Annotated in this window: 23 protein-coding genes; 9 read left to right on the top strand and 14 right to left on the bottom strand. The window is 72.8% G+C overall.

The window, feature by feature from the left end; genetic code table 11:
- Positions 1–44: 44 nt before the first annotated feature.
- The 3 genes from ACFVWU_RS07540 to ACFVWU_RS07550 all read left to right on the top strand — a co-directional run bounded on the left by ACFVWU_RS07540 (position 45) and on the right by ACFVWU_RS07550 (position 2,861).
- Positions 45–1,013 carry a LysR family transcriptional regulator gene (locus ACFVWU_RS07540; protein WP_387616829.1) on the top strand — a complete coding sequence of 323 codons (969 nt, stop codon included), beginning with the start codon at positions 45–47 and terminating at the stop codon, positions 1,011–1,013.
- A gap of 105 nt (positions 1,014–1,118) precedes the next feature.
- The gene (locus ACFVWU_RS07545; protein ID WP_387616831.1) at positions 1,119–2,276 is read left to right on the top strand and encodes an adenosine deaminase; all 1,158 of its coding nucleotides are present in this window, start codon (positions 1,119–1,121) and stop codon (positions 2,274–2,276) included.
- Positions 2,277–2,492: 216 nt separating this feature from the next.
- Positions 2,493–2,861, top strand: coding sequence for an ATP-binding protein (locus ACFVWU_RS07550; RefSeq protein ID WP_387616833.1), 369 nt, complete (start codon positions 2,493–2,495; stop codon positions 2,859–2,861).
- 85 nt (positions 2,862–2,946) lie between these two features.
- Here ACFVWU_RS07550 and ACFVWU_RS07555 read toward each other — a convergent pair whose 3' ends face one another.
- Entirely contained in the window at positions 2,947–3,132 is a 186-nt protein-coding gene (locus ACFVWU_RS07555) for a PspC domain-containing protein (RefSeq protein WP_207813471.1), read from the bottom strand.
- A 347-nt stretch (positions 3,133–3,479) separates the two neighbouring features.
- Between ACFVWU_RS07555 and ACFVWU_RS07560 the strand changes: the two genes are divergently transcribed.
- On the top strand, positions 3,480–4,895 hold the full coding sequence (locus ACFVWU_RS07560) for an LPXTG cell wall anchor domain-containing protein (RefSeq protein ID WP_387616835.1): 1,416 nt from the start codon (positions 3,480–3,482) through the stop codon (positions 4,893–4,895).
- A 77-nt stretch (positions 4,896–4,972) separates the two neighbouring features.
- Here ACFVWU_RS07560 and ACFVWU_RS07565 read toward each other — a convergent pair whose 3' ends face one another.
- Complete coding sequence (locus ACFVWU_RS07565; protein ID WP_387616837.1) at positions 4,973–5,449, bottom strand: hypothetical protein; 477 nt, start codon at positions 5,447–5,449, stop codon at positions 4,973–4,975.
- A 145-nt stretch (positions 5,450–5,594) separates the two neighbouring features.
- Here ACFVWU_RS07565 and ACFVWU_RS07570 point away from each other — a divergent pair, with 145 nt between their 5' ends.
- Positions 5,595–6,269 (top strand): PhzF family phenazine biosynthesis protein, encoded by a 675-nt coding sequence (locus ACFVWU_RS07570; RefSeq protein ID WP_387616839.1) that lies wholly within the window; start codon positions 5,595–5,597, stop codon positions 6,267–6,269.
- Here the strand turns inward: ACFVWU_RS07570 and ACFVWU_RS07575 are convergent.
- From ACFVWU_RS07575 to ACFVWU_RS07590, 4 genes are all read right to left on the bottom strand, one after another.
- Positions 6,239–6,856: a VanZ family protein gene (locus tag ACFVWU_RS07575; RefSeq protein WP_387616841.1), complete on the bottom strand. Its 618-nt coding sequence runs from the start codon at positions 6,854–6,856 to the stop codon at positions 6,239–6,241. The genes ACFVWU_RS07570 and ACFVWU_RS07575 overlap by 31 nt on opposite strands.
- 82 nt (positions 6,857–6,938) lie before the next feature.
- The gene (locus ACFVWU_RS07580) at positions 6,939–7,262 is read right to left on the bottom strand and encodes a hypothetical protein (RefSeq protein ID WP_387616843.1); all 324 of its coding nucleotides are present in this window, start codon (positions 7,260–7,262) and stop codon (positions 6,939–6,941) included.
- Positions 7,259–8,803: an ATP-binding protein gene (locus ACFVWU_RS07585; RefSeq protein ID WP_387616845.1), complete on the bottom strand. Its 1,545-nt coding sequence runs from the start codon at positions 8,801–8,803 to the stop codon at positions 7,259–7,261. Before ACFVWU_RS07585 ends, ACFVWU_RS07580 begins: the two co-directional genes overlap by 4 nt.
- 46 nt (positions 8,804–8,849) lie before the next feature.
- Positions 8,850–9,530, bottom strand: coding sequence for a response regulator transcription factor (locus ACFVWU_RS07590; protein WP_355669748.1), 681 nt, complete (start codon positions 9,528–9,530; stop codon positions 8,850–8,852).
- Positions 9,531–10,133: 603 nt separating this feature from the next.
- Between ACFVWU_RS07590 and ACFVWU_RS07595 the strand changes: the two genes are divergently transcribed.
- On the top strand, positions 10,134–10,796 hold the full coding sequence (locus tag ACFVWU_RS07595) for a SigE family RNA polymerase sigma factor (RefSeq protein ID WP_387616895.1): 663 nt from the start codon (positions 10,134–10,136) through the stop codon (positions 10,794–10,796).
- A gap of 235 nt (positions 10,797–11,031) precedes the next feature.
- Here the strand turns inward: ACFVWU_RS07595 and ACFVWU_RS07600 are convergent, their stop codons facing one another.
- The 4 genes from ACFVWU_RS07600 to deoC all read right to left on the bottom strand — a co-directional run bounded on the left by ACFVWU_RS07600 (position 11,032) and on the right by deoC (position 15,284).
- A complete protein-coding gene (locus tag ACFVWU_RS07600; protein WP_387616848.1) occupies positions 11,032–11,670 on the bottom strand; it encodes an ATP-binding protein in 639 nt (212 codons plus the stop codon).
- Between the two features lie 227 nt (positions 11,671–11,897).
- Positions 11,898–12,824, bottom strand: coding sequence for an aldehyde dehydrogenase family protein (locus ACFVWU_RS07605; RefSeq protein ID WP_387616849.1), 927 nt, complete (start codon positions 12,822–12,824; stop codon positions 11,898–11,900).
- Positions 12,817–14,292, bottom strand: a complete 1,476-nt coding sequence (locus ACFVWU_RS07610) for an aldehyde dehydrogenase family protein (RefSeq protein WP_387616851.1) — start codon at positions 14,290–14,292, stop codon at positions 12,817–12,819. The genes ACFVWU_RS07605 and ACFVWU_RS07610 overlap by 8 nt, the downstream gene beginning before the upstream one ends.
- Positions 14,293–14,297: 5 nt before the next feature.
- Positions 14,298–15,284, bottom strand: a complete 987-nt coding sequence (gene deoC / locus ACFVWU_RS07615; protein WP_387616853.1) for a deoxyribose-phosphate aldolase — start codon at positions 15,282–15,284, stop codon at positions 14,298–14,300.
- Positions 15,285–15,390: 106 nt separating this feature from the next.
- Between deoC and ACFVWU_RS07620 the strand changes: the two genes are divergently transcribed.
- Positions 15,391–16,065 carry a PH domain-containing protein gene (locus ACFVWU_RS07620; RefSeq protein ID WP_387616855.1) on the top strand — a complete coding sequence of 225 codons (675 nt, stop codon included), beginning with the start codon at positions 15,391–15,393 and terminating at the stop codon, positions 16,063–16,065.
- Between the two features lie 64 nt (positions 16,066–16,129).
- On the opposite strand, the gene ACFVWU_RS07625 is transcribed toward ACFVWU_RS07620, so the two are convergent.
- The 3 genes from ACFVWU_RS07625 to ACFVWU_RS07635 form a co-directional block, all read right to left on the bottom strand.
- Positions 16,130–17,848, bottom strand: coding sequence for a phospho-sugar mutase (locus ACFVWU_RS07625; protein ID WP_387616857.1), 1,719 nt, complete (start codon positions 17,846–17,848; stop codon positions 16,130–16,132).
- A gap of 163 nt (positions 17,849–18,011) precedes the next feature.
- Positions 18,012–18,833: a purine-nucleoside phosphorylase gene (locus ACFVWU_RS07630; RefSeq protein ID WP_350511221.1), complete on the bottom strand. Its 822-nt coding sequence runs from the start codon at positions 18,831–18,833 to the stop codon at positions 18,012–18,014.
- Positions 18,834–18,982: 149 nt separating this feature from the next.
- Entirely contained in the window at positions 18,983–19,420 is a 438-nt protein-coding gene (locus ACFVWU_RS07635; RefSeq protein WP_380610554.1) for a gamma-glutamylcyclotransferase, read from the bottom strand.
- Between the two features lie 97 nt (positions 19,421–19,517).
- Between ACFVWU_RS07635 and ACFVWU_RS07640 the strand changes: the two genes are divergently transcribed.
- The gene (locus tag ACFVWU_RS07640; protein ID WP_387616858.1) at positions 19,518–20,972 is read left to right on the top strand and encodes an NAD(P)H-quinone dehydrogenase; all 1,455 of its coding nucleotides are present in this window, start codon (positions 19,518–19,520) and stop codon (positions 20,970–20,972) included.
- Between the two features lie 200 nt (positions 20,973–21,172).
- Entirely contained in the window at positions 21,173–22,162 is a 990-nt protein-coding gene (locus tag ACFVWU_RS07645) for a DeoR/GlpR family DNA-binding transcription regulator (protein WP_387616859.1), read from the top strand.
- Between the two features lie 129 nt (positions 22,163–22,291).
- Here ACFVWU_RS07645 and ACFVWU_RS07650 read toward each other — a convergent pair whose 3' ends face one another.
- Positions 22,292–24,067 (bottom strand): acetyl/propionyl/methylcrotonyl-CoA carboxylase subunit alpha, encoded by a 1,776-nt coding sequence (locus tag ACFVWU_RS07650; protein ID WP_387616860.1) that lies wholly within the window; start codon positions 24,065–24,067, stop codon positions 22,292–22,294.
- Positions 24,068–24,208: the final 141 nt, after the last annotated feature.

Consider the following 24,208-nt stretch of genomic DNA (forward strand, 5'->3'; position numbering starts at 1 on the left):
GCGGATGATCGATGCACTGACGTATGAGTCGAGGTGGTGGCGGGATGGCGGTGCCGGATGTGTCGGACGGTACGGAGCAGCGGTACCGGGCGGCCGAGTTGGGGCCGGACGAGCCGGCCGTCCTGCTGGCGCCCCGGCTGGCGCAGTTCGCCGCGGTGGCCCGGCTGGAGCACGTGACGCAGGCGGCGGCGCTGCTCGGGGTGCCGCAGCCGACGCTGTCGCGCGCGGTGGCCCGGCTGGAGGAGGAGCTGGGGGTGGACCTGCTGGCCCGTCAGGGCCGGACGGTCCGGCTGACCAGGGCGGGCCGGCTGCTGCTGGCCTCGGTGGAGCGGGCGCTGGCGGAGGTGGAGCGCGGTGCGGAGGCGGCCCGGGCGGAGGCGGATCCGGCGGCGGGGCGGGTGGCCTTCGGCTTCCTGCACACGATGGGGCCGGACGCCGTCCCGGCGCTGCTGCGCGGCTTCCGGGCGGCGCACCCGCAGGTGCGCTTCCAGCTGGTGCAGGACTACGGCATGGCGATGCTGGAGCGGTTGCGGGCGGGGGAGTTGGACCTGTGCCTGGTCGCGCCGCTGCCGGACGACCCGGCCTTCACCGCCCGGCCGCTGGACGAGCAGCGGCTGCACCTGGCCGTCCCGGCCGACCACCGGCTGGCCGGCCGGCGGCGGATCCGGCTGGCGGAGGTGGCCGAGGAGCCGTTCGTCGGGCTGGAGCAGGGGTACGGGCTGCGCATGATCACGGACGGCTTCTGCGCGCAGGCCGGGTTCGTGCCCCGGCTGGCCTTCGAGGGCGAGGAGACCGAGACGCTGCGCGGGCTGGTGGCGGCGGGGCTGGGGGTGGCGCTGCTGCCGCCGGCGCTGGTGCCGAGGCCCGGGGTGGTGGAGCTGGAGGTGACCGCGCCGCGGACCCGGCGGGCGATCGGCCTGGCCTGGGCGGCGGGGCGGCCGCTGACCCCGCCGGTGGCGGCGTTCCGGGATTTCGTGCTGTCCCGGCGAGGGCGGCTGCTGCACCACGACTGATTTGGCGGATCGTATGGACCAGTCGGTGGAATTCCGGGTGGAGTTTGGACCATTCGGTACTGTCCCCGGTGGTAGGTCTACGCGCGTAGGGGCTATATTTCCGCAATGGAGAAGCAGATCCCCGTCACCACCGCGGGCACCGGCCCGCGCATCCCCACCCCCGACCAGATCCGCCGCGCGCCGAAGGTCCTGCTGCACGACCACCTGGACGGCGGGCTGCGCCCGGAGACCGTCGTGGAGCTGGCCGCCGCGACCGGCTACGAAGGCCTCCCGACCACCGACGTCAAGGAACTCGGCGAGTGGTTCCGCGAGGCCGCCGACTCCGGCTCGCTGGTCCGCTACCTGGAGACGTTCGCGCACACCTGCGCCGTCATGCAGACCCGTGACGCCCTGATCAAGGTCGCCGCCGACTGCGCCGAGGACCTGGCCGCCGACGGCGTCGTGTACGCCGAGGTCCGCTACGCCCCCGAGCAGCACCTGGAGGGCGGCCTGAGCCTGGACGAGGTCGTCGAGGCCGTCCAGGAGGGCTTCCGCCTCGGCGAGGCCAACGCCCGCGCGGCAGGCAACCGGATCCGCATCGGCACCCTGATCACCGCGATGCGGCACGCCGCCCGCTCGCAGGAGATCGCCGAGCTGGCCAACCGCCACCGGGACCGGGGCGTCGTCGGCTTCGACATCGCGGGCGCCGAGGCCGGCTACCCCCCCACCCGCCACCAGGCCGCCTTCGACTACCTCAAGGGCGAGAACAACCACTTCACCATCCACGCGGGCGAGGCCTTCGGTCTGCCGTCGATCTGGGAGGCCCTGCAGTGCTGCGGCGCCGACCGGCTCGGCCACGGCGTGCGGATCGTCGACGACATCACGGTGAACGAGGACGGCAGCGTCGAGCTCGGCCGGCTGGCCGCGTACGTGCGCGACAAGCGCATCCCGCTGGAGATGTGCCCGACCTCCAACCTCCAGACGGCGGCGGCCGCCTCGTACGCCGAGCACCCGATCGGGCTGCTCAGCCGGCTGAAGTTCCGGGTCACCGTGAACACCGACAACCGGCTGATGAGCGGCACCAGCATGAGCCAGGAGTTCGGCCACCTGGTGGACGCCTTCGGCTACACGCTGGGCGACATGGAGTGGTTCACGGTGAACGCGATGAAGTCCGCGTTCCTGCCCTTCGACGAGCGGCTGGCGATGATCAACGACGTGATCAAGCCGGGCTACGCCGAGCTCAAGGCGGAGTGGCTGTTCAGCGCGGGCGTCGCCACCAGCTGAGCCGGCACCCCGCCCTGTGTCGGATGAACGCGGCTTCCCCGTACGGAAGTTGGCGTTCATCCGACTAGTCACTCGGGTGAGTGAACGCCCTTTGGTTCTCGCGCGAGCCTCTCACTACGGTGTGCCCGTCATTGCTGACAGGCCGTGGCGGCGGTCGCCCGTCCGCCGATTCCGCATGTGATGTCGGCCACCGACGACGAACCAAGGGGACGAACCATGAAGCAGGCTCTCAAGGCCGCCGGCACCGCGGCGCTCGGCATCGCGATCGCGGCGGTCGGCGCCGGCACGGCCTCCGCGGCCGCAGGCCAGGCGGCCGGCGGCCTCGGGCTGCCCACCGGCGCGGTGACGAACCCCGCGGTGACCGGCGCGGTCGCCGACACCGCCGCCAAGCTGCCCGGCGGCGACAAGGTCGCCGGCACGCTCGGCACCCTGGCTCCGACCGCCGGCCAGGCCGCGCCCGCCGCCGAGGCCGCCCCGGTCGCTGGCATCACCCAGCAGCGCGGGGCCCTTCCGGGCGTCCCCGGCCTGGACAAGACCCCCATCGGTGGGCTGGCCAACACCCTGCCGGGCCTGCCGCTGGGCTGATCCGCCCAGCCCGCACGACGACGGGCCGCCCGCCCCCGGAGACCCCGGGAGCGGGCGGCCCGTCGTCGTGCCCGCCCGTACGGCGTCACGGCTCCTGGGGGAGCAGCACCCACAGGGCGAGGTAGATCAGGAACTGCGGGCCGGGGAGCAGGCAGGAGAGCAGGAAGATCAGTCGGACGGTCCACGGGGTCAGGCCGAAGCGCTCGGCGATCCCGGCGCAGACGCCGGCGATGACGCGGTTGTGACGGGGGCGGGCGAGACGGGCACTCATGTCGGCTCCTCGGCGGTGGCGACCCGGTCCGGCCGGTCCGGCGGGCGTACTTCCATGCTCTGCCGCCGCCGGGCCGGAAACCTCCGCCCACCAGGCGATTCTCCACCCCGACGGGTCACCGGGGAGGCGTAGGCCGGAGTCGGGGTCCGCCTCAGGGATGCCCCTGAGGCAAAGGTCGCGCGGGTGTGGAAAACCCGTTCGCAAAGCTGTACGGCCAGGGAGATATGATTCCGCGGTCGCTGATGGTGGGGGGCGATTCGGCGGCGCCTTCACGGCCTCAAGCGGCCCCTCACGCCTGCGATTTCGCACTCTCTCGGGTTTTCGCCCGATTCCTCCGTGAGGTTCCATTGCGCAGTCAGTCCCGCGGATTCCTCGCCGCAGCCGCCACCGCCGCCCTGGTCTCCGGTCTCGCCCTGACCTCGGCTCCGGCCGCCGTCGCGACCCCGACGACCGAACCCACCACCCCCGCCGCCGTCGCGACCCCGACGACCGAACCCACCACCCCGGCCACCAGCGCCCCCACTCAGGTGCCGCACGGCTGGGCCTCACCCGTCGTGATCACCACCAGCGGCTTCCCGACCACGGTGACGGCGGGCAGCGCGGTCGAGTTCACCTCGACCCTCAAGAACACCGCGGACCACCAGCTGGACGTGACGACCGAGTTCGGCGTCGCGGCCGCCGGCAGCGGCCTCAAGCCGAGCCAGCTCAAGCTGGAGTACCAGCGTCCCGGCAGCACCCAGTGGCAGGACGGCAAGGCGAGCAACGTCGACACCGGCGGATTCTGGCAGCTCGACGAGTTCGCCACCCAGCTGCACCTGGCGGCCGGCGCCGAGGCCACCTACCGGCTGCGGCTGACCCTCACCGCCGACGCCGCCCCCGGCTGGACCTCCGCGGGTCTCACCGCGATGGTCTCGGACCCGACCCTGCCTCCGGAGCAGCGCGTCACCCAGGCCTCCGGCGGCACCCCGAATTTCACCGTCGTCAGCAGCACCCCGACCACCCCGGCCCCGGTCGGGCTCCCGGACGTGAAGGTCGAGGGCGTGCCCGCCTCCTTCACCGCGGGCGGCGAGGCGAGGCCGTTCAAGGTGGTCTACGGCAACCACACCGGCACGGACCTCCGGATCGTCCCGACGATCGTGTTCGAGGGCGAGGGCCTGCTCCGTGCGGACATGGTGAGGATCGAATTCCAGACCCAGGCGGGCGACTGGATCGCCGGCACGCCGGAATGGCACGACCTCCCCGGCAGCCAGCTGGGCGTGCGGCTGCTCACCGGCTCGAAGGACGCCGACGTCATCGCGCTGCCGAACGGCGAGACCCGTACGGTCAACCTGCGCCTCGCCTGGACCAGGACCGCACCGGCGGCGGCCGAGTCGGTGCTCGCCAACGGCTGGAGCCTGGGCGGCCCGGGCCAGCCCGAGCGGGCCACCACCAGCCCGAAGGTCGCCTTCCGGATCGAGGCCGCCGCGGGCTCCACCGGCACCCCGGCCCCGACCTCCCCGGCCACGGACGCGGCCGCGGCGCCGACCACCCCGGCGGCCACCACCGACCCGTCCGCCGCCCCGGCCGCCCTGGTCACCACCGCCGCACCGAACCCGACGGCAGGCTCCGCCCCGGCCGCCGCGACCAGCACGCGGCTGGCCTCCACCGGCGGCGACTCCTCCTCCGCCCCGATGGCGATCACCGGCGCGATGGCGATCGCCCTCGGCCTCGGCACCCTGGTCGTCGCGCGCCGCCGCAACGGCGCGCCGGGCGCCGGGAAGTGACCTGATACGTCCGAAGGCCCGCCCGTCACCCACTGCGAAGCGGGGACGGACGGGCCTTCGGCCTTCGTGCGGCGGGATCAGCCGGCCGGCTGCTGCGGCGGCTGCGGCTGGGCGTACGGGTTGTCCGCCACCGGCTGCGACGGGACACCCGGCTGGTGCGGGGCGTTCGGGTTGAACGGGGCCTGCTGCGCGTTGGGGTTGTACGGCGCGTTGGGGTTGTAGGGCGCGTTGGGGTTGTACGCCCCGACGGGCGGGGCCGTGGGCCGGTTCTTGGCGTTGCTGCGCTCGACGATCGCCTTCACCGAGGCGACGATCATCACCACCGGCAGGATGAACGCCTTGAAGAAGAGGATGTACTCGCCGCCCTTGAAGACGAACGCGAGGTAGTAGGCGTAGCCCAGGAACCCGAGGCCGAAGAGCACGTTGAGGATCCGCAGGCCGGCCTTCGTTCCGCCGCCGATGGCGCCGAGGACCAGCATGATGGCGCCGCTGAGCGCCAGCAGGACGACGTACCAGGAGAACACCGGTTCGGCGCTGAAGTCGAGATTGTTCAAGGGGGGTTTCCTGTGAGAGGAAGAAAAACGGCGGGAACCGTTCGGGGACGAGAGCGCACAGTACTGGAGGCGGCCGACATCCGTCGTCGCCTTTTCATCACGGTGTCGTTGCGCCGCGCCGGAACGGCAATTGACGAGGTGGGAAATGACTGGCTATGAGGTGCTGCGGGTCTTTTGCGGGCCCGACGGACGGCACGGCAACGAACTCGGGGTGGTGCGCGACGGCTCCGCCGTGCCGGAGCGGGCGGAGCGGCAGGCCTTCGCCCGCGAACTCGGCTTCAGCGAGACGGTGTTCGTCGACGACCCGGAGCACGGGGAGATCGACATCTACACCCCGACGCTGCGGCTGCCCTTCGCCGGCCACCCCTGCGTCGGCACGGCCTGGCTGCTCGGCGTGGACCGACTGGTCACCGCCGCCGGGGTGGTGGCCGTCCGGCACGACGGCGGGCTGACCCGGATCGAGGCCCGGCCGGAGTGGGCCCCGGGGCGCACCCTGCGGCAGTACGGCTCGGCCGCCGAGGTGGACGCGCTCCGGGTGCCGCCGCCCGGGGAGTGGATCTACGCCTGGGCCTGGCAGGACGAGGCGGCCGGTACGGTCCGGGCGCGGGCCTTCCCCGGCCGGGGCGACGGGATCGACGAGGACGAGGCGACCGGTGCGGCCGCCCTGCTGCTGACCGCCCGGCTCGGGCGGGCCCTGACCATCACCCAGGGCCGGGGCTCGCAGCTGCTGACCGGGCCGCGCCCGGGTGGGCTGATCGAGGTCGGCGGCCGGGTGATGAGGGCGGAACCTCAGCCCGCCGGCGGCGTCGGCTCCGCGTAGGCGCGCGGACGGACCGCGGGCGCGACCGCCACCGCCGGGGCGACGGTGGCGGTCACCGGCGGGCCGGCCAGGACGGCGACGCGCGGTGCCCGCGGCTCGGGCCGACGGTCCCGCAGCAGGTGGCGCAGGCCGGGGACGAGGGCGAGGTGGGCGATCACCACGCCGATGACGGCGAACAGTATGTGGTCCACGTTGAGGACGTGCCCGGGCGTCCAGGAGGAGAGGAACTCCAGGCCGGTCGCCAGCAGGGCGGAGACGCCGGTGGTGCGCAGGAAGGACGGCAGCCAGGGGGCCCGGATCCGGCCGCCGGCCAGCGGGAGCAGGACGCCGAGCGGGGCGAGCAGCAGGAACTCGCCGACCACCTGCCAGGTGGTGGAGGAGCGGAGCGAGGCGAGCGGCGTCAGGTTGGCGTCGTACACCCAGGCCACCGGCAGGGGTCTGAGCACCAGCCAGAGTGCCAGCGTCAGGTGGAGGGCCAGGCCCGCCAGCCCGGCCAGCCGGAGGGGACGGTGGACGACCGCCGCCGGCCTCGTCTCGGTCCGCGCGCCGGAACGCTCGTCGCGTGTCCTGGTGCCATCTCGCTGCACGGGGGGAAGGACGTGCCCCGGTGGCGCAGCGGTTCCACGCCGGGCGTGAACATTCCCGGACGCGCCCCTTCGCACGGCCTCCTCACTTGCACGGGGAGGCCGTCGGCACCGCGCTGAACACGTTGTCCGGCGGCGGCGAGCCCGGCGTCACCGGGGTGGGCGAGGGGCTCGGGCTCACGCTCGCCTTGGCGGCCGTGCCGCGGGCCGGGGTCGCGGCGGGCGCCGGGCCGGACGGCGTGGCCAGGGCGGTCGGTATGTGCGGGGTGGTCGGGCAGGCGGTCCGGCTGGCGGGCGCGCCGGCGTCGACCGGGACGGCGGTCGGCCGGATGCCGCAGCCGGAGGCCAGCGCGAGCAGGAGCAGCACGCCGGCGGTGCGGCGCACGGTGGTGCGGGTGGGGGAGGTCACGTGGCGTCCTTGTGCTCGGCGGCGTCGCCGACGGGGCCGCCCTCGGCCTCGCCGACGGACGGCGGAGGCGGCGGGGTCAGCGGCAGCGTCAGGGTGAACACCGCACCGACCTCCCCGTTCGCCGCGGTGATCGTCCCCCCGTGGATCTGGGCGTTGGCCATCGCGATGGACAGCCCCAGGCCGCTGCCCTCGGAGCGGGCCCGCCCGCGGTCGGCCTTGTAGAAGCGGTCGAAGACGTGCGGCAGCACGTCCTCCGGGATGCCGGGGCCGCTGTCGGAGACCTCGATCACGACCGAGTCGTCGGTCTGCCGGACCTTGACCCGTACCGGCGAGCCGCCGTGCTTGAGCGCGTTGCCGATCAGGTTGGCGAAGACCACGTCCAGTCGGCGCGGGTCGACCACGGCCAGGATGCCGCGCGGGGCGTCCAGTTCGACCGCGTCGTACCAGGCCCGGCCGTCGATGCAGGACATGATCAGGTCGGCGATGTCCACCTCGTCGGCGACCAGCTTGGCGGTGCCGGCGTCGAAGCGGGTCACCTCCATCAGGTTCTCCACCAGGTCGGACAGTCGGCGGGTCTCGCTCACCACGAGCCGTACGGCTGGCTCGATCATCGGGTCCAGGGACTCGGCCTCGTCCTCCAGGATGTCCGTCACCGCGGTCATCGCGGTCAGCGGGGTGCGCAGCTCGTGCGACATGTCGGCGACGAACCGCCGGCTCTGCGCCTCGCGCGCGCTCAGCTCCTCGACCTGCTCGTACAGCGACTCCGCGGCCCGGTTGAACGTCCGCGCCAGGTCGGCGAGTTCGTCCGAGCCCTCGACCTCCAGCCGGGTGTCCAGGTGTCCCTGGCCGAGCCGTCGGGCGGCCTCACCGAGCCGCTTGACCGGCCGCAGCACGGTCGCCGAGGCGGCCTGGGCGAGCAGTGCCGAGCCGATCAGTGCGAGCAGCGTCGCGATGGCCAGCGACCAGCCCAGCGTGTTGAGATCGGCCCGCTCGTTCTCCAGCGACTTGAACACGTAGGCCGTCGGCCCGTTCGGCACCACCTTGGTGCCGCCGATCACGAACGGGTGGCCCTCCAGGTTCTGCCGCTGCCAGTACAGGTGGTACGGGTACGGGTTGCTCTCGCTGACCTCGCGAGGCTTGGCGACGGTGGACTGCAGCGCCGCCGGCACGTCGGCCAGCGTGTAGTGCTGCGGGTCCGAGGAGGCCGGGCACTCCGGGTGCGCCGGGTCGACCACCACCACGTCGTAACTCAGGCCGGAGCTCGCCACGTTGGAGGCCAGCGTGGCGAGCTCCGGGCAGCTGGCGTTCAGCGGCAGGTCGGAGACGTTGCGGCTGAGCGAGACCCGGAAGTCGTTCAGCGCGGTGTCCTGGGCGCGCTTGAGTACCGCGTCGCGGTTCAACCAGTACGCGATGCCGGAGGCCGAGACGGCGGCGAGCAGCGCGACCGCCGCGAACACCGCGATCAGCCGCACCCGCAGGGAGCGCAGCTTCCGCCACCGGCCCGCGGAGAACCGTCGGGCAGTCTGCTGATGGTCAGTCACGAGAGCCTGTCGTCGTACGGGAGTTCAGAATTCCTGGGATGAGCGGTCAGACCGTCGGCGGGTCCAGTCGGTAGCCGACGCCGCGCACGGTGCGGATCAGCGTCGGCGCGGACGGCACGTCCTCGACCTTCGCCCGCAGCCGCTGCACACAGGCGTCCACCAGGCGCGAGTCGCCGAGGTAGTCGTGCTCCCAGACCAGCCGCAGCAGCTGCTGGCGGGAGAGCGCCTGGCCGGGGCGGCGGCTGAGCTCCAGGAGCAGCCGCAGCTCGGTCGGGGTGAGCTGGAGGTCCTGGCCGTCCTTGGTGACGGTCATCGCGGCCCGGTCGATCACCACGCTGCCGTACGCGGAGGAGTCCGAGCTCTCCCGCTCCCCGCGCCGCAGCACCGCCCGGATCCGGGCATCCAGCACGCGCGGCTGCACCGGCTTCACCACGTAGTCGTCCGCGCCGGACTCCAGGCCGACGACCACGTCGATGTCGTCCGAACGCGCGGTGAGCAGGATGATCGGCAACTGGTCGGTACGGCGGATCCGACGGCACACCTCGAAGCCGTCGATCCCGGGCAGCATCACGTCCAGCACGATCAGGTCGGGCCGCTGCTCCTTGAAGAGTTTCAGACCGTCCTCACCGGAGGCGGCGGTGGCCACGCGGTGGCCCTGGCGGGTGAGGGCGAGTTCGAGGCCGGTCCGGATGGCGTCGTCGTCCTCGATCAGTAGGAGGAAAGGCACGGCCCCATTTTGGCCCACCGGGAGCGTCGAATCACCCCCAGCACCGGTCACCGACCGTACGGGAACCGGAAGGGCGGCTACCGGCGTCCGGTACGGAAGAAGGCGGACCGGGACGAAAGGCCCACCCCTGTGACACCCCTGTGACAGTCGACGGACAGCGCCATCACAACCGCCGGGCAGGATTTTCCATGTCGCCGCAGGACAGCGGGCCGCAAGGGCCGGCTGGAGGGCGGCAACAGGAACCGCTCGTACCGACAAAGGGGGCGCACGATGAACGCCACGCTTCAGACCCGGACCAACCCGGCTCTCCGCACCGCGCGTTCCTCAGCGACCACCCATCGGACCCGGTACGAGATCAGGACCGACGAGAACTCCGGTGCCGTAACCGTACGGGGGTGCGCGCACAGCACCGGTGGAAACCCTGTCGCACGCCGGGTGAGCGGCGGCGGCAGGACGGGGGAGCTGTACGGAATCGGCCGACTGGGGAGTGCGGTCGACTCCGCCAACACCCTCACGCTGCGGGGGATCCTCCCCGTCCGCGTCGAGGGCAAGGACGCCCTGGGGGGTACCGGGGGGACCAGGGGAACCGGGGGGAACAACGGCCTGCGGACGGTCGGTTCGGGGGAGCCGACCGGCCGCGAGGCCGCCGGTGCGACGCTGCTGCGGCTGAACCCCGCACCGGCCCGCACCACCGAGGCGGGACAGGGAGACGCGCAGGGGGAGCACCCGGCCGTCGCGGAGGACCACATCACGGAGTTCACCGCGTACGTGCGCGAGCGCCGCGCCTCCCTGTACGCCACGGCGTACCACCTCACCGGTGACCGCTACGAGGCCGAGGACCTGCTGCAGAGCGCGCTCTTCAGCACCTACCGGGCCTGGGGCCGGATCACCGACAAGGCCGCGGTCGGCGGGTACCTCCGCCGCACCATGACCAACCTGCACATCTCCGCCTGGCGGCGCCGCAAGGTCAACGAGTACCCGACCGAGGAGCTGCCGGAGACGGCCGGCGACACCGACGCGATGGGCGGCACCGAGCTGCGCACCGTGCTCTGGCAGGCGCTGGCGAAGCTGCCGGAGAACCAGCGGACCATGCTGGTGCTGCGGTACTACGAGGGCAAGACCGACCCGGAGATCGCCGACGTGCTGGGGATCAGCGTCGGCACGGTCAAGAGCAGCATCTGGCGCGCCCTGCGCCGGCTGCGCGACGACGAGCACCTGAACAAGTCGGGCGACACCGTCCGGGCGTTCGGCGAGCTGGTCGCGTAGGACTCACAGAGGACTCCCGTCGGGGGACGGGTAGCGGACGGTTGCGGTTCGGGGACGCCGACTCGGGGGAGCGGCGCCCGTGGGGAGCCGAGAGCCGTTCGGGGAAGGCGACGGGCCCGGTGCGGGGGAGACGCACCGGGCCCGTCGTCCTTTTCGTTTCAGGGGCCCGGGGCCGCCGTCAGGGGGTGGCCCCAGGGGCCGCTGCGGGGCTGCTCCGGGCGGCCGCTCCGGCGGCTCAGACCGCGGAGAGCTCCCGCCGTCCGGTCGCGGCGCGGACCCGCCGTTCGGCCTCCGGCCCGGCGCACGGGTACGAGCCCAGCGAGACCTGCCGCCCGACGATGGAGCGCTCGGCCCGCATCAGCCGGTAGCCCCGGCGCAGCAGCACCGGCAGCGACTTGCGGCCCTCGCGGACGTCCCGGCGCAGTCGGCGCCAGGCCGTGGTGAGCGCGCCGTTGCGCAGGCACAGGGCGTCGCCGAGCAGGCCCTCGGCGGCGCACTGCGCGACGATCTCGGCGGCGAAGATGCCCTCCGCGATGAACGCGGCCGCGCCCCCCAGGTCCAGGGGGCGGGTGTCGATCCGGCCGTTGTCCGGGATCGAGTACACCGGCACGTCCGCGCGACCGTGCTCGTACAGCGCGCGGATCGCGGCGACGGCCTGGTCGCGGTGCCAGGCGAGCGGGGAGTCCCAGTCCACGGCGCCGTCCGGCAGCCGGGGCAGGGTCGGGTCGTCCCCGTCCTTGTAGAAGTCGTCGAGCTGGAGCACCGGCAGACCGCTGCGCTCGGCGAGCGAGGACTTCCCCGATCCGGAGGGCCCGGAGAGCAGGATCACCCGGGCACGGGCCGGCGGGGCGGGATTCATGGGGGAGTCACTCACGGGACACCAGTCTGACGCATCCGGGCCGGTTGCCGAAACCGGTGTGCGCAGAACTTCCGGCTCCGGGCGGCTCGTAGGCGGTGGCGGGACGCAAGCCGCCGGAACACCGACGGACCCGCACCAGGGGGGAGAGGTGCGGGTCCGTCCAATGACCGTCCGGGCCCTGGGGGGGAGAGGGCACTGGGGACGGCCAGTCTGTGGAGTTGTGACGAAGCGGCGACGGAGGGTCAGATCCCCATCGGGTGCCAGACCGTCTTCGTCTCCAGGAACGAGAGTAGCCGGTCCGTACCGGGCGCATTCGTCCAGTCCTGGGCGAACGGGTCCAGCTCCGGACGGACCACCCGCTTCAGGGTATCCGCGGCGGCGGCCTCCAGGGCGGGCGCCGCGCCGGGGCCCTCGGCGGCGATGGCGCCGGTGAGGTCCAGCGCGTTGACGTCCTGGTGCGAGGCCAGCGTCGGGGCGATGTCCGCGGTCCGGCCCGAGATGATGTTGACCACGCCGCCCGGGACGTCCGAGGTGGCCAGCACCTCGCCCAGCGACAGCGCGGGCAGCGGGGCGTCCGCGGCGGCCGCGACCACGACCGTGTTGCCGGTGGCGATCGCCGGGGCGATCACCGAGACCAGGCCGAGCAGCGAGTGCCCGTACCCGGCCTGCGGCGCGACGATCCCGACCACGCCGGTCGGCTCCGGGGTGGAGAGGTTGAAGTACGGCCCGGCCACCGGGTTGGCGCCGCCCGCGATCTGGGCGACCTTGTCCGTCCAGCCCGCGTACCAGACCCAGCGGTCGATCGCGGCGTCCACCAGCGCGGCGGCCTTCTTCGGGCCGATGCCCTCGGAGACGGCCACCTCGGCGGCGAACTGCTCGCGCCGGCCCTGCAGCATCTCGGCCACCCGGTACAGCACCTGGCCGCGGTTGTACGCGGTGGTGCCGGCCCAGCCCTTGACCGCCGCGCGGGCGGCCAGGACGGCGTCGCGGGTGTCCTTGCGGGTGCCCAGCGGGACGTTGGCGAGCCACTCGCGCTTGCCCGCCGCGTCGGCGGCTGATGTCGCCTTGGTCACCTCGTACACCCGCCCGCTCTCGGAGCGCGGGAACTTCCCGCCGACGTACAGCTTGTAGGTCTTGAAGACGTCAAGACGCGTCGCGACATCAGACATCGAGGTAGGCCTCCAGACCGTGGCGGCCACCCTCGCGGCCGTAACCCGACTCCTTGTAGCCGCCGAACGGCGAGGTCGGGTCGAACTTGTTGAAGGTGTTGGCCCAGACCACACCGGCCTTGAGCTTGTTGGCCATCCAGAGGATGCGCGAGCCCTTCTCCGTCCAGATGCCGGCGGAGAGGCCGTACGGGGTGTTGTTGGCCTTCGCGACCGCCTCTTCGGGGGTGCGGAAGGTCAGCACCGACAGCACCGGGCCGAAGATCTCCTCCTGGGCGATCCGGTGGGCCTGGCTGACGCCGGTGAACAGGGTCGGCTTGAACCAGAAACCGGTGCCCGGCAGCTCGCAGGCCGGCGACCAGCGCTCGGCGCCCTCGGCCTCGCCGGCCTCGGTCAGCGCGGTGATCCGGGCCAGCTGCTCGGCCGAGTTGATGGCGCCGATGTCGGTGTTCTTGTCCAGCGGGTCGCCGACCCGCAGGGTGCCCATCCGGCGCTTCAGGGCGTCCAGCAGCTCGTCCTGGATCGACTCCTGGACCAGCAGGCGCGAGCCCGCGCAGCAGACGTGGCCCTGGTTGAAGAAGATGCCGTTGACGATGCCCTCGACCGCCTGGTCGAGCGGCGCGTCGTCGAAGACGATGTTGGCGGCCTTGCCGCCCAGCTCCAGCGACAGCTTCTTGCGGGTGCCGGCCAGCTGCTTGGCGATCGCCCGGCCGACCGGGGTGGAGCCGGTGAAGGCGACCTTGTTGACGTCCGGGTGGGAGGTCAGCGCGGCGCCGGTGCGGCCGTCACCGGTGACGATGTTGACGACGCCCTTCGGCAGACCGGCCTGGCGGCAGATCTCGGCGAAGCGCAGGGCCGTCAGCGGGGTGGTCTCGGCCGGCTTCAGGACGACCGTGTTGCCGGTCGCCAGCGCGGGCGCGATCTTCCACGCCAGCATCAGCAGCGGGAAGTTCCACGGGATGACCTGGCCGGCCACGCCCAGCGGCTTCGGGTTCGGGCCGAAGCCGGCGTAGTCCAGCTTGTCCGCCCAGCCGGCGTAGTAGAAGAAGTGCGCGGCGACCAGCGGCAGGTCGACGTCACGGGTCTCGCGGATCGGCTTGCCGTTGTCGATCGACTCCAGCACGGCCAGCTCGCGGCTGCGCTCCTGGATGATCCGGGCGATCCGGAACAGGTACTTGGCGCGCTCGCTGCCGGGCAGCGCCGACCAGTCGGCGAAGGCCTTGCGGGCGGCGGCGACGGCGCGGTCCACGTCCTCGTCGGTGCCCTGGGCGAACTCGGCGAGCACCTGCTCGGTGGCCGGGTTGACCGTCTTCAGGGCCTCGCTGCCGGAGGAGTCGACGAACTCGCCGCCGATGAAGTGGCCGTAGGAGGTGGCGATGTCACCCGCGGCGGCGGGGGACTCGGGGGCCGGGGCGTACTCGAAGAGGCCGGCCTTGCGCACGGGCTCCTCGATGTTCTTCTTCTTGGCCATGGTGATCAGTCCACCGTCACGTAGTCGGGGCCGGAGTAGCGTCCGGTGGTGAGCTTCTGGCGCTGCATCAGCAGGTCGTTGAGCAGGCTGGAGGCGCCGAAGCGGAACCAGTGCGGGGTCAGCCAGTCGTCGCCGAGGGTCTCGTTGACCATCACCAGGTACTTCATGGCGTCCTTGGTGGTCTTGATGCCACCGGCGGGCTTCACGCCGACCTGGACGCCGGTCTGCGCGCGGAAGTCGCGGACCGCCTCCAGCATCAGCAGGGTGACCGGCGGGGTCGCGTTGACGGTGACCTTGCCGGTGGAGGTCTTGATGAAGTCGGCGCCGGCCAGCATCGCCAGCCAGGAGACGCGGCGCACGTTGTCGTAGGTCTGCAGCTCGCCGGTCTCGAAGATCACCTTGAGGTGGGCGTAGCTGCCGTCGGCGCGCTTGCACGCCTCCTTGACGGCGACGATCTCGTTGAAGACGTCGAGGTAGCGGCCGGAGAGGAAGGCGCCGCGGTCGATCACCATGTCGATCTCGTCGGCGCCCGCGGCCACCGCGTCGGCGGTGTCGGCGAGCTTGACCGGGAGGGCGGCGCGACCGGCCGGGAAGGCGGTGGCCACGGAGGCGACCTGGATGTCGGTGCCGCGCAGGGCGCCCTTCGCGGTGGCGACCATGTCGGGATAGACACAGATGGCGGCGACGCGCGGGGTGGTCGGGTCGGTCGGGTCGGGGGTCCTGCCCTTCGCGCACAGGGCGCGCACCTTGCCGACCGTGTCCGCGCCTTCCAGCGTGGTCAGGTCGATCATGGAGATCGCCAGGTCGATGGCATTGGCCTTCGCCGTGGTCTTGATCGAGCGGGTAGCGAGGGCGGCGGCACGCGCCTCCAGGCCGACCTGGTCGACGCCGGGCAGGCCGTGCAGAAAGCGGCGGAGCGAGGCCTCGGACGCCGCAACGTCCGCGAGGCCGCTGCCCGCAACGCCGGGGGCATTGGCTGCAACAGTGGACATAGTCACAAGACCAGCATATCTACGCGCGTAGCAAACCGCTAGGGTGCCCGCCATTCGTGGCCGGACCGAGACCTGCGGGTGAGGGGCATGGGGCAGAATCGACGCCATGACCGATTCCGACGGCAAGCCCCACCAGGGCTCGGCCGCCCCCGACGGGGAGCCCGAGTACGCGGACCGCGTGTACCGCTCCGTCCCCGGCGTCATCTCCGGCGTGTTCCTGCTGGCCGTCGCCGCCTGGCTGATCGGCGATGCCGTGGTGACCGGCACCGGGAAGACCCCGTACGTCGCCCTCGCGGCCGTCCCGGTGTTCGCCCTCCCGGTGATCGCCTACACCTTGCGTCCGGCGGTGCGGGCCGACAACAGCCGCCTGCTCGTCCGCAACCCGTGGCGGACCATCACCGCCCCCTGGGCCTCGGTGGACGCCCTGCGCGCGGGCTACTCGGTGGAGCTCCTCGCCGGCGACAAGAAGTACCAGGTCTGGGCCGTCCCGGTCTCCCTGCGCCAGCGCAAGCGGGCCACCCGCGCCCAGACCCGCGGCGCCGCCGAGCACGCCTCCCGGATGGGCATGGTCTTCGGCCGCCAGACCAACCCGGTCGTCCAGGGCGCCCCGGACCCCACCCGCGCCTGGTCCGACCAGATCACCGACGTCCTCCAGGAGATGGCCGAACGCAACGCCGCCCGCCCGGAAGCCGCCGGCCCCGTCGTCGTCCGCTGGTGCTGGTGGGTCATCGCCCCCACCCTGGTGGGCCTCGTCGCCCTGATCACGGTGATCACGGTCTGACCCGACCGACACGTACGAAAGGGCCCGCCGGTGCGCACCGGCGGGCCCTTTCGTACGGGGTGGGTCAGATGCCCGCGGCCTGGGCGAGGTCGTGCTTGATGGTGTCGAGGAGCTCGGCGGCGCGGGTGCGGGTGGAGGCGAGGTCGGCGGCGCTGGCGACCGGGAGGACGACCTCCAGGTAGCACTTGAGCTTGGGCTCGGTGCCGGAGGGGCGGACCACGATGCGCGCGGAGCGGACGGACTCGCCGGCGAGGTAGTAGCGCAGGCCGTCGGTGGGGGGCAGGTCGGCGGAGCCGGCCGAGAGGTCGTCGGCGCGGGTGACGGTCAGGCCGGCCAGGGCGGTCGGGGGCTGCTCGCGCAGGCGGCGCATCGCGTCGCCGATCAGCGAGAGGTCCTGGACCCGGACGGAGAGCTGGTCGGTGGCGTGCAGGCCGTGCTCCAGCGCCAGGTCGTCCAGCAGGTCGGTCAGGGTGCGGCCGGACTTCTTGAGGGTCGCGGCGAGCTCGGCGACCAGCAGGGCGGCGGTGATGCCGTCCTTGTCCCGGACGCCCTGCGGGTCGACGCAGTAGCCGAGCGCCTCCTCGTAGCCGTAGCGCAGGCCCTCGGCGCGGGAGATCCACTTGAAGCCGGTCAGCGTCTCGGCGTACTCCAGGCCCGCGGCCTCGGCGATCCGGCCGAGCAGGGTGGCGGAGACGATGGTGGTGGCGAAGGTGCCCTCGGCCTTCTTCGCGACCAGGGCGGAGCCGAGCAGCGCGCCGACCTCGTCGCCGCGCAGCATCCGCCAGCCGGAGGTGCCGTTGCCGCTGCCGGCCGCGTTGGCGTTGGTGGGGACGGCCACCGCGCAGCGGTCCGCGTCCGGGTCGTTGGCGATCACGATGTCCGGGCCGACCGCGGCGGCGGTGCGGAAGGCGAGGTCCATCGCCCCCGGCTCCTCCGGGTTGGGGAAGGCCACGGTCGGGAAGTCCGGGTCGGGCTCGGCCTGCTCGGCGACCACGGTGGGCGCCGGGAAGCCGGCCCGGCGGAAGGCGGCGACCAGGGTGTCGCGGCCGACGCCGTGCATCGGGGTGTAGACCACGTCCAGCTCGCGCGGGCTGTGCTCGTCGACGATGGAGACGGCCCGGGCCAGGTAGGCCTCGATGACCTCCTCGCCGAGCACCTCCCAGCCCTCCTCGGCGCGCGGGACGTCGTTCAGCGAGCCGATCGCGTCGATCTCGGCGGCGATGCCGGCGTCGGCCGGCGGGACGATCTGCGAGCCGTCGCCCAGGTAGACCTTGTAGCCGTTGTCCTGCGGCGGGTTGTGGCTGGCGGTGACGGTCACACCGGCGGCCGCGCCCAGGTGGCGGATGGCGAAGGCGAGCACCGGGGTCGGCAGCGGGCGCGGAAGCAGCGCGGCCCGCAGGCCGGCCCCGACCACCACGGCGGCGGTGTCGCGGGCGAAGTCGTAGGACTTGTGCCGGGCGTCGTAGCCGATGACGACCAGGTCGCCCAGGTTCTCCTTCTTGACGTACGCGACCAGGCCGGCGGCGGCCCGGATCACCACGGCGCGGTTCATCCGCATGGGGCCGGCGCCCAGTTCGCCGCGCAGGCCGGCGGTGCCGAACTGGAGGCGGTCGGCGAAGCGCTCGGCGATCTCGGCCCAGGCGAGCGTGCAGTCCTCCTCGGCCTCCGGGCCCTCGGCCCGGGCCAGCAGGGCGGTCAGCTCCTCGCGGGTCTGCGGGTCGGGGTCCTCGGCCAGCCAGGTGCGGGCCCGGGCGAGGAGGTCGGTGGTGGGTGCCTGCGTCATGTCGGCTGCTCCATCGGGAAGTGCGTCGGTGTGTCGGCCGGAGGGTTCCGCGCAACAAGAAGGGATGAGGTGTGCACATGCGGACGGGGCCCGCGGGAAGGCGTGATCAGCGGATCACGCCGCCCGTGGGCCCCGTCGTTCATGATTCTGCGCCCGGGAGGCGTCAGATCCGCTCCAGGACCTTCGCCAGCAGCTCGCCCATGCGCTCGGCGGAGGCCTTGCCGGCCTCCAGCACCTCTTCGTGGTTGAGCGGCTCGCCGGTCATGCCGGCGGCCAGGTTGGTGACCAGGGAGATGCCGAGCACCTCGGCGCCGGCCTCGCGGGCGGCGATGGCCTCCAGGGTGGTGGACATGCCGACCAGCTCGCCGCCGATCACCCGGGCCATGTTGACCTCGGCCGGGGTCTCGTAGTGCGGGCCGCGGAACTGGACGTAGACGGCCTCGTCCAGGCTCGGGTCGACCTCGTGGCACAGCGCGCGCAGGCGCTTGGAGTACAGGTCGGTGAGGTCGACGAAGTTGGCGCCGACGATCGGGGAGTCCGCGGTCAGGTTGATGTGGTCGCTGATCAGGACCGGCTGGCCGGGGGTCCAGCCCTGGCGCAGGCCGCCGCAGCCGTTGGTCAGCACGATGATGCCGCAGCCGGCCGCGGCGGCGGTGCGCACGCCGTGGACGACGGTGGCCACGCCGTGGCCCTCGTAGTAGTGGTTGCGGCCGAGGAAGATCAGGGCGCGCTTGTCGCCGATCTTCACCGAGCGGATCTTGCCGGCGTGGCCGGCCACGGCGGGGGCGGGGAAGCCCGGGAGTTCGGTGACCGGGAACTCGGCCACGGTCTCGCCCAGGGCGTCGGCGGCTGGCACCCAGCCGGAGCCCATCACCAGGGCGACGTCGTGCCGCTCGGCACCGGTCAGCTCGCGCAGGCGCTCGGCGGCGGCCTGGGCGGCGGCGTAGGGGTCGGCGGAGACGACCGACTGAGGAGAAGCGTTCACGGGTCCGAGGATAGACGGCTTTCGGCTACGCGCGTAGAAATTCCGACGCGGCGTGCCGGATCGTTACCCGGTTGACCCGAAAACACAGCTCGGCGGCGCCTTTCGGGTGACCGGGTCGTTGATACGTACAGAAAGAAGGAGGCGCGCGTTCAGCAGGGCCGGCGGCGCAGGTCCATCACGTAGTCGTGCGGGGCGCCGGCGCTCTCCGCGGCGTCGGCGATCAGGCCGAGGTAGCGGGCCGCGGGCAGGCCGCCCTCGTAGTCGTTGAGCACGTACGTCCAGACCTGGATGTCGCCGTCCAGGGTCTGCGCGCGCAGCTTGGTCTTGCGGTAGATGCCGAGCTGGACGCCCTCCCAGCGGTCCAGGCCCTCCTCGTCCATCGGCGCGATGTCGTAGAGCGAGACGAAGACCTGGTGCTTCCCGTCCTCGACGACGGTGGCCAGCGAGCCCTCCCAGCCGAGCTGCTCGCCGCCGAAGGTGAGCCGCCAGCCGTCCAGCCACCCCGTGCCGCGCAGCGGGGAGTGCGGGGCTCGGCGGGTCATCTGCCGGGCATCGAGGTTGGTGGCATACGCGGCGTAAAGGGGCATGGGGGCCAGCGTAGCCCGGTCGGCGCACGCGGCGGGCGGTTGTGCGTCCGTACGGAGCCCGGACCCCGTTGTGGCGGCGCTCTCGGCGTGCGGGACAATGGTGAGCGTGACTCGGATCGTGATCATCGGTGGCGGACCCGGCGGCTACGAGGCGGCGCTGGTGGCCGCTCAGCTCGGCGCGGAGGTGACCGTCGTCGACCGCGACGGTCTGGGCGGATCGGCGGTGCTCACGGACTGCGTGCCGTCGAAGACCCTGATCGCGACCGCGGAGGTGATGACCACCTTCGACAGCTCGTACGAGGAGCTGGGCATCACGGTCGCCCGGGACGGCGACGGCGAGGCGCAGGAGAGCAAGGTCATCGGCGTGGACCTGGGCAAGGTCAACCGCCGTGTGAAGCGCCTGGCGATCGCGCAGTCCCACGACATCACCCAGTCCGTCACCCGCGCCGGGGTCACCGTGCTGCGCGGCCGGGGCCGGCTCGGCGCCGGCGGGCAGGCCGTGGACGGCTCCCGCGAGGTGCTGGTGGACGGGCCCGACGGCAGTGTGCAGTCGCTGCGCGCCGACGCCGTGCTGATCGCCACCGGTGCCCACCCGCGCGAGCTGCCGGACGCCCAGCCGGACGGCGAGCGGATCCTCACCTGGACCCAGGTGTACGACCTGGAGGAGCTGCCCCGCGAGCTGATCGTGGTCGGCTCCGGTGTGACCGGCGCCGAGTTCGCCGGCGCCTACCAGGCGATCGGCTCCAAGGTCACGCTGGTGTCCAGCCGCGACCGGGTCCTGCCGGGCGAGGACCCGGACGCCGCCGAGGTGCTGGAGGACGTCTTCCGGCGCCGCGGCATGAACGTGATGAGCCGCTCGCGCGCCGAGAGCGCCAAGCGCATCGGCGACCGGGTCGAGGTGACCCTCTCCAGCGGCAAGGTGATCGAGGGCACCCACTGCCTGATGGCGGTCGGCTCGATCCCCAACACGGCCGGCATGGGCCTGGAGGAGGCCGGGGTCAAGCTCAACGACTGGGGCCAGATCCAGGTCGACCGGGTCTCCCGCACCAGCGCCCCGGGCGTGTACGCGGCGGGCGACTGCACCGGCGTCTTCATGCTCGCCTCGGTGGCGGCCATGCAGGGCCGGATCGCGATGTACCACGCGCTCGGCGACGCGGTGCAGCCGTTGAACCTCAAGACCGTGGCCTCCAACGTCTTCACCGACCCGGAGATCGCCACCGTCGGCTACACCGCCGCCGACGTGGAGTGCGGCAAGATGGACGCCGTCGTGGTCAAGCTCCCGCTGCGCGGCAACCCGCGGGCGAAGATGCAGGGCATCCGGGACGGCTTCGTGAAGCTGTTCTGCCGCCCGGGCACCGGCATCGTGGTCGGCGGCGTGGTCGTCGCCCCGCGGGCCAGCGAGCTGATCCACTCGATCTCGCTCGCGGTGGACGCCAATCTGACCGTCGAACAGGTGGCCAGCGCCTTCACCGTCTACCCGTCGGTGTCCGGCTCGACCGCCGAGGCCGCGCGGCAGCTGCACATCCGCAAGCGGGCCGACGGCGAATCCTGAGCCCGAGGCCTGAAGTTGAGGGCGGCCGCCGATCGGCGGCCGCCCTTCGCGCATGGGTGATCGTCACCCGGACGGCGGGCGCAGTCCCGGGCTATTGACGGCGCGTATTGTACGGTCACGCGCCGCTCGTGCGCGAGCAATTCCCGCTACTAGCTGCAAACGCCTGAAAGCAGACGGTCACGCGGGTTACCGTCGGTTCTGTGTTTGCAGCAGAACGTCGCCAGTTGATCCTCGAAATGGTGCGCGCCAACGGAGCCGTCTCGCTCCGGGAGTTGGCCCGCGTCGTCCAGACCTCCGAAGTGACCGTGCGCCGCGACGTGCGGGCGCTGGAGGCAGAAGGGCTCCTCGACCGCCGGCACGGCGGCGCGGTGCTCCCCGGCGGCTTCAGCCGCGAACCCGGCTACCCGCAGAAGACCCACCTGTCCGCGGCGGAGAAGAGCGCCATCGCGGACCTCGCCGCCGGGCTGGTGGAGGAGGGCGACGCGGTGGTGGTCGGCGCCGGCACCACCACCCAGGAGCTGGCCCGCCGGCTGGCCAGGGTGCCCGGCCTGACGGTGGTCACCAACTCGCTGCTGGTCGCCCAGGCGCTGGCGCACGCCAACCGGGTCGAGGTGGTGATGACCGGTGGCACCCTGCGCGGCTCCAACTACGCGCTGGTGGGCAGCGGCGCCGAGCAGTCGCTGCAGGGGCTGCGGGTCACCAAGGCCTTCATCTCCGGCAGCGGGCTGACCGCCGAGCGCGGGCTGTCGACCGCGAACATGCTGTCCGCGAGCGTGGACCGGGCAATGGTGCTGGCGGCCGCCGAGGTCATCGTCCTCGCCGACCACACCAAGCTCGGCGCGGCCGGCATGTTCCAGACCGTGGCCACCGAGACCATCACCCGGCTGGTCACCGACGAGCAGGCCACCGCCGACGACGCCACCGCCCGCGAGCTGGACGCGCTGGCCGACTGCGGGGTGCAGATCGACCTGGCGCCGATCGGCGCGGTCCCCGGCGACGCCCCGGTGCACGGCACGGGCAGCGGCCCGGTCCACCAGACCCAGCCCGGCCCGATGGGCCGCCGCCCCGCCCAGGGCCCCGGCGGCGCCCCGCTGCCCGGCCAGCGCCGTCCCGGGGCGCACGGCGGGCCGGTCGGCCCGGGCGGGATGCCGGTCCGGCTGGCCGAGCTGGGCCTGCCGCGGGGGCGCTGAGGCCGTCTCCCGTACGACCGGGAAACACGACCGGTCCGCACCCCCCGAAGGGAGTACGGACCGGTCGAAGGATTGACGGCCGCGGTTCGGCCCCCGATTCCGCCGGGGCCCGAACCGCTACCGCCTCGGTCAGTCCTTGATCTCGCAGAGCGCGGCGCCGCTGCTGACGCTCGCGCCCACCTCGGCCTTGAGGCCGACGATGGTGCCCGACTTGTGGGCGTTCAGCGGCTGCTCCATCTTCATCGCCTCCAGGACCACGATCAGCTCGCCCTCGGCGACGACCTGGCCCTCCTCGACGGCGACCTTGACGATGGTGCCCTGCATCGGCGAGGCCAGGGTGTCACCGCTGACGGCCGAGCCGGCCTTCTTGGCGCCCACCCGGCGCTTGGCCTTGGCGGCACCCGCCGCACCGGCCGCCGGCGCCGTCGAGACGCCCAGCGAGGACGGCAGCGAGACCTCGATCCGCTTGCCACCGACCTCGACGACCACGGTCTCCCGGGTCTCGGCCTCCTCGGCCTCGCCGGCCGAGCCCGCGAACGCCGGGATGGTGTTGTTGAACTCGGTCTCGATCCAGCGGGTGTAGACCGTGAACGGCTCGTCGCTGCCGTGCACCTCGGGCGCGAACGCCGGGTCGGTGACGACCGCCTGGTGGAACGGGATGGCGGTGGCCATGCCCTCCACCTTGAACTCGTTCAGCGCGCGCTTGGCCCGCTCCAGGGCCTGCTTGCGGTCACGGCCGGAGACGATCAGCTTGGCCAGCAGCGAGTCCCAGGCCGGGCCGATGACCGAGCCGGTCTCCACACCGGAGTCCAGGCGCACGCCCGGGCCGGACGGCGGGGCGAACAGCGTCACGGTGCCGGGCGCGGGCAGGAAGTTGCGGCCCGGGTCCTCGCCGTTGATGCGGAACTCGAAGGAGTGGCCGCGCACCTCCGGGTCGCCGTAGCCGAGTTCCTCGCCGTCGGCGATCCGGAACATCTCGCGGACCAGGTCGATCCCGGTGACCTCCTCGGTGACCGGGTGCTCCACCTGCAGACGGGTGTTGACCTCCAGGAAGGAGATCGTCCCGTCCATCGCCACCAGGAACTCGCAGGTCCCGGCGCCCTCGTAGCCGGCCTCCTTCAGGATGGCCTTCGACGCGCGGTACAGCTCGGCGTTCTGCTCCGGGGTCAGGAACGGCGCGGGCGCCTCCTCGACCAGCTTCTGGTGCCGGCGCTGCAGCGAGCAGTCACGGGTGGAGACGACCACCACGTTGCCGTGCTTGTCCGCGAGGCACTGGGTCTCCACGTGCCGCGGGTTGTCCAGGTAGCGCTCGACGAAGCACTCGCCGCGACCGAAGGCGGCGACCGCCTCGCGCACCGCGGACTCGTACAGCTCCGGGATCTCCTCCAGCGTGCGGGCGACCTTGAGGCCGCGGCCGCCGCCGCCGAACGCCGCCTTGATGGCGACCGGCAGGCCGTGCTCCTGAGCGAACGCGACGACCTCGTCCGCACCCGAGACCGGGTCCGGGGTGCCGGCCACCAGCGGGGCGCCGGCGCGCTGGGCGACGTGACGGGCGGTGACCTTGTCACCGAGGTCGCGGATGGCCTGCGGCGGCGGGCCGATCCAGGTCAGACCCGCGTCGATGACGGCCTGGGCGAAGTCGGCGTTCTCCGACAGGAACCCGTAGCCGGGGTGGACGGCGTCGGCGCCGGCGTCCTCGGCGGCCTTGAGGACCTTGGCGATGTCGAGGTAACTGGTGCCGGGGGTGTCACCGCCCAGCGCGTAAGCCTCGTCGGCCGCGCGGACGTGCAGCGCATCCCGGTCCGGCTCGGCGTAGACGGCGACGCTGGCGATACCGGCGTCCGAGCAGGCCCGGGCGACGCGGACGGCGATTTCCCCGCGGTTGGCGATGAGCACCTTGCGCACTGTGGCTCCCTTCTTGAACCTCGTTGAGTTTATGGATTCCTGGGCAGTACCGGCGAGTAGCCCCAGGTTGTGAACTATCCCACACGCTCGGTGATGGGAATTCGGGCCCCGGACACCGCCCTTGTGGCGACCTCGCAGGTC

It is taken from the genome of Kitasatospora sp. NPDC058190 (genome assembly GCF_042883685.1).
Lineage (GTDB): Bacteria > Actinomycetota > Actinomycetes > Streptomycetales > Streptomycetaceae > Kitasatospora.

Excerpts from the sequence above, each read along its gene's own strand:
- ACFVWU_RS07550 (WP_387616833.1), top strand. The coding sequence starts at position 2,493 with ATGAAGCAGGCTCTCAAGGCCGCCGGCACCGCGGCGCTCGGCATCGCG.
- ACFVWU_RS07540 (WP_387616829.1), top strand. The coding sequence starts at position 45 with ATGGCGGTGCCGGATGTGTCGGACGGTACGGAGCAGCGGTACCGGGCG.
- ACFVWU_RS07605 (WP_387616849.1), bottom strand. The coding sequence starts at position 12,824 with ATGTCTGATGTCGCGACGCGTCTTGACGTCTTCAAGACCTACAAGCTG.
- ACFVWU_RS07635 (WP_380610554.1), bottom strand. The coding sequence starts at position 19,420 with ATGCCCCTTTACGCCGCGTATGCCACCAACCTCGATGCCCGGCAGATG.
- ACFVWU_RS07620 (WP_387616855.1), top strand. The coding sequence starts at position 15,391 with ATGACCGATTCCGACGGCAAGCCCCACCAGGGCTCGGCCGCCCCCGAC.
- ACFVWU_RS07570 (WP_387616839.1), top strand. The coding sequence starts at position 5,595 with ATGACTGGCTATGAGGTGCTGCGGGTCTTTTGCGGGCCCGACGGACGG.
- ACFVWU_RS07640 (WP_387616858.1), top strand. The coding sequence starts at position 19,518 with ATGGTGAGCGTGACTCGGATCGTGATCATCGGTGGCGGACCCGGCGGC.
- ACFVWU_RS07555 (WP_207813471.1), bottom strand. The coding sequence starts at position 3,132 with ATGAGTGCCCGTCTCGCCCGCCCCCGTCACAACCGCGTCATCGCCGGC.
- ACFVWU_RS07610 (WP_387616851.1), bottom strand. The coding sequence starts at position 14,292 with ATGGCCAAGAAGAAGAACATCGAGGAGCCCGTGCGCAAGGCCGGCCTC.
- ACFVWU_RS07545 (WP_387616831.1), top strand. The coding sequence starts at position 1,119 with ATGGAGAAGCAGATCCCCGTCACCACCGCGGGCACCGGCCCGCGCATC.
- deoC (WP_387616853.1), bottom strand. The coding sequence starts at position 15,284 with ATGTCCACTGTTGCAGCCAATGCCCCCGGCGTTGCGGGCAGCGGCCTC.
- ACFVWU_RS07625 (WP_387616857.1), bottom strand. The coding sequence starts at position 17,848 with ATGACGCAGGCACCCACCACCGACCTCCTCGCCCGGGCCCGCACCTGG.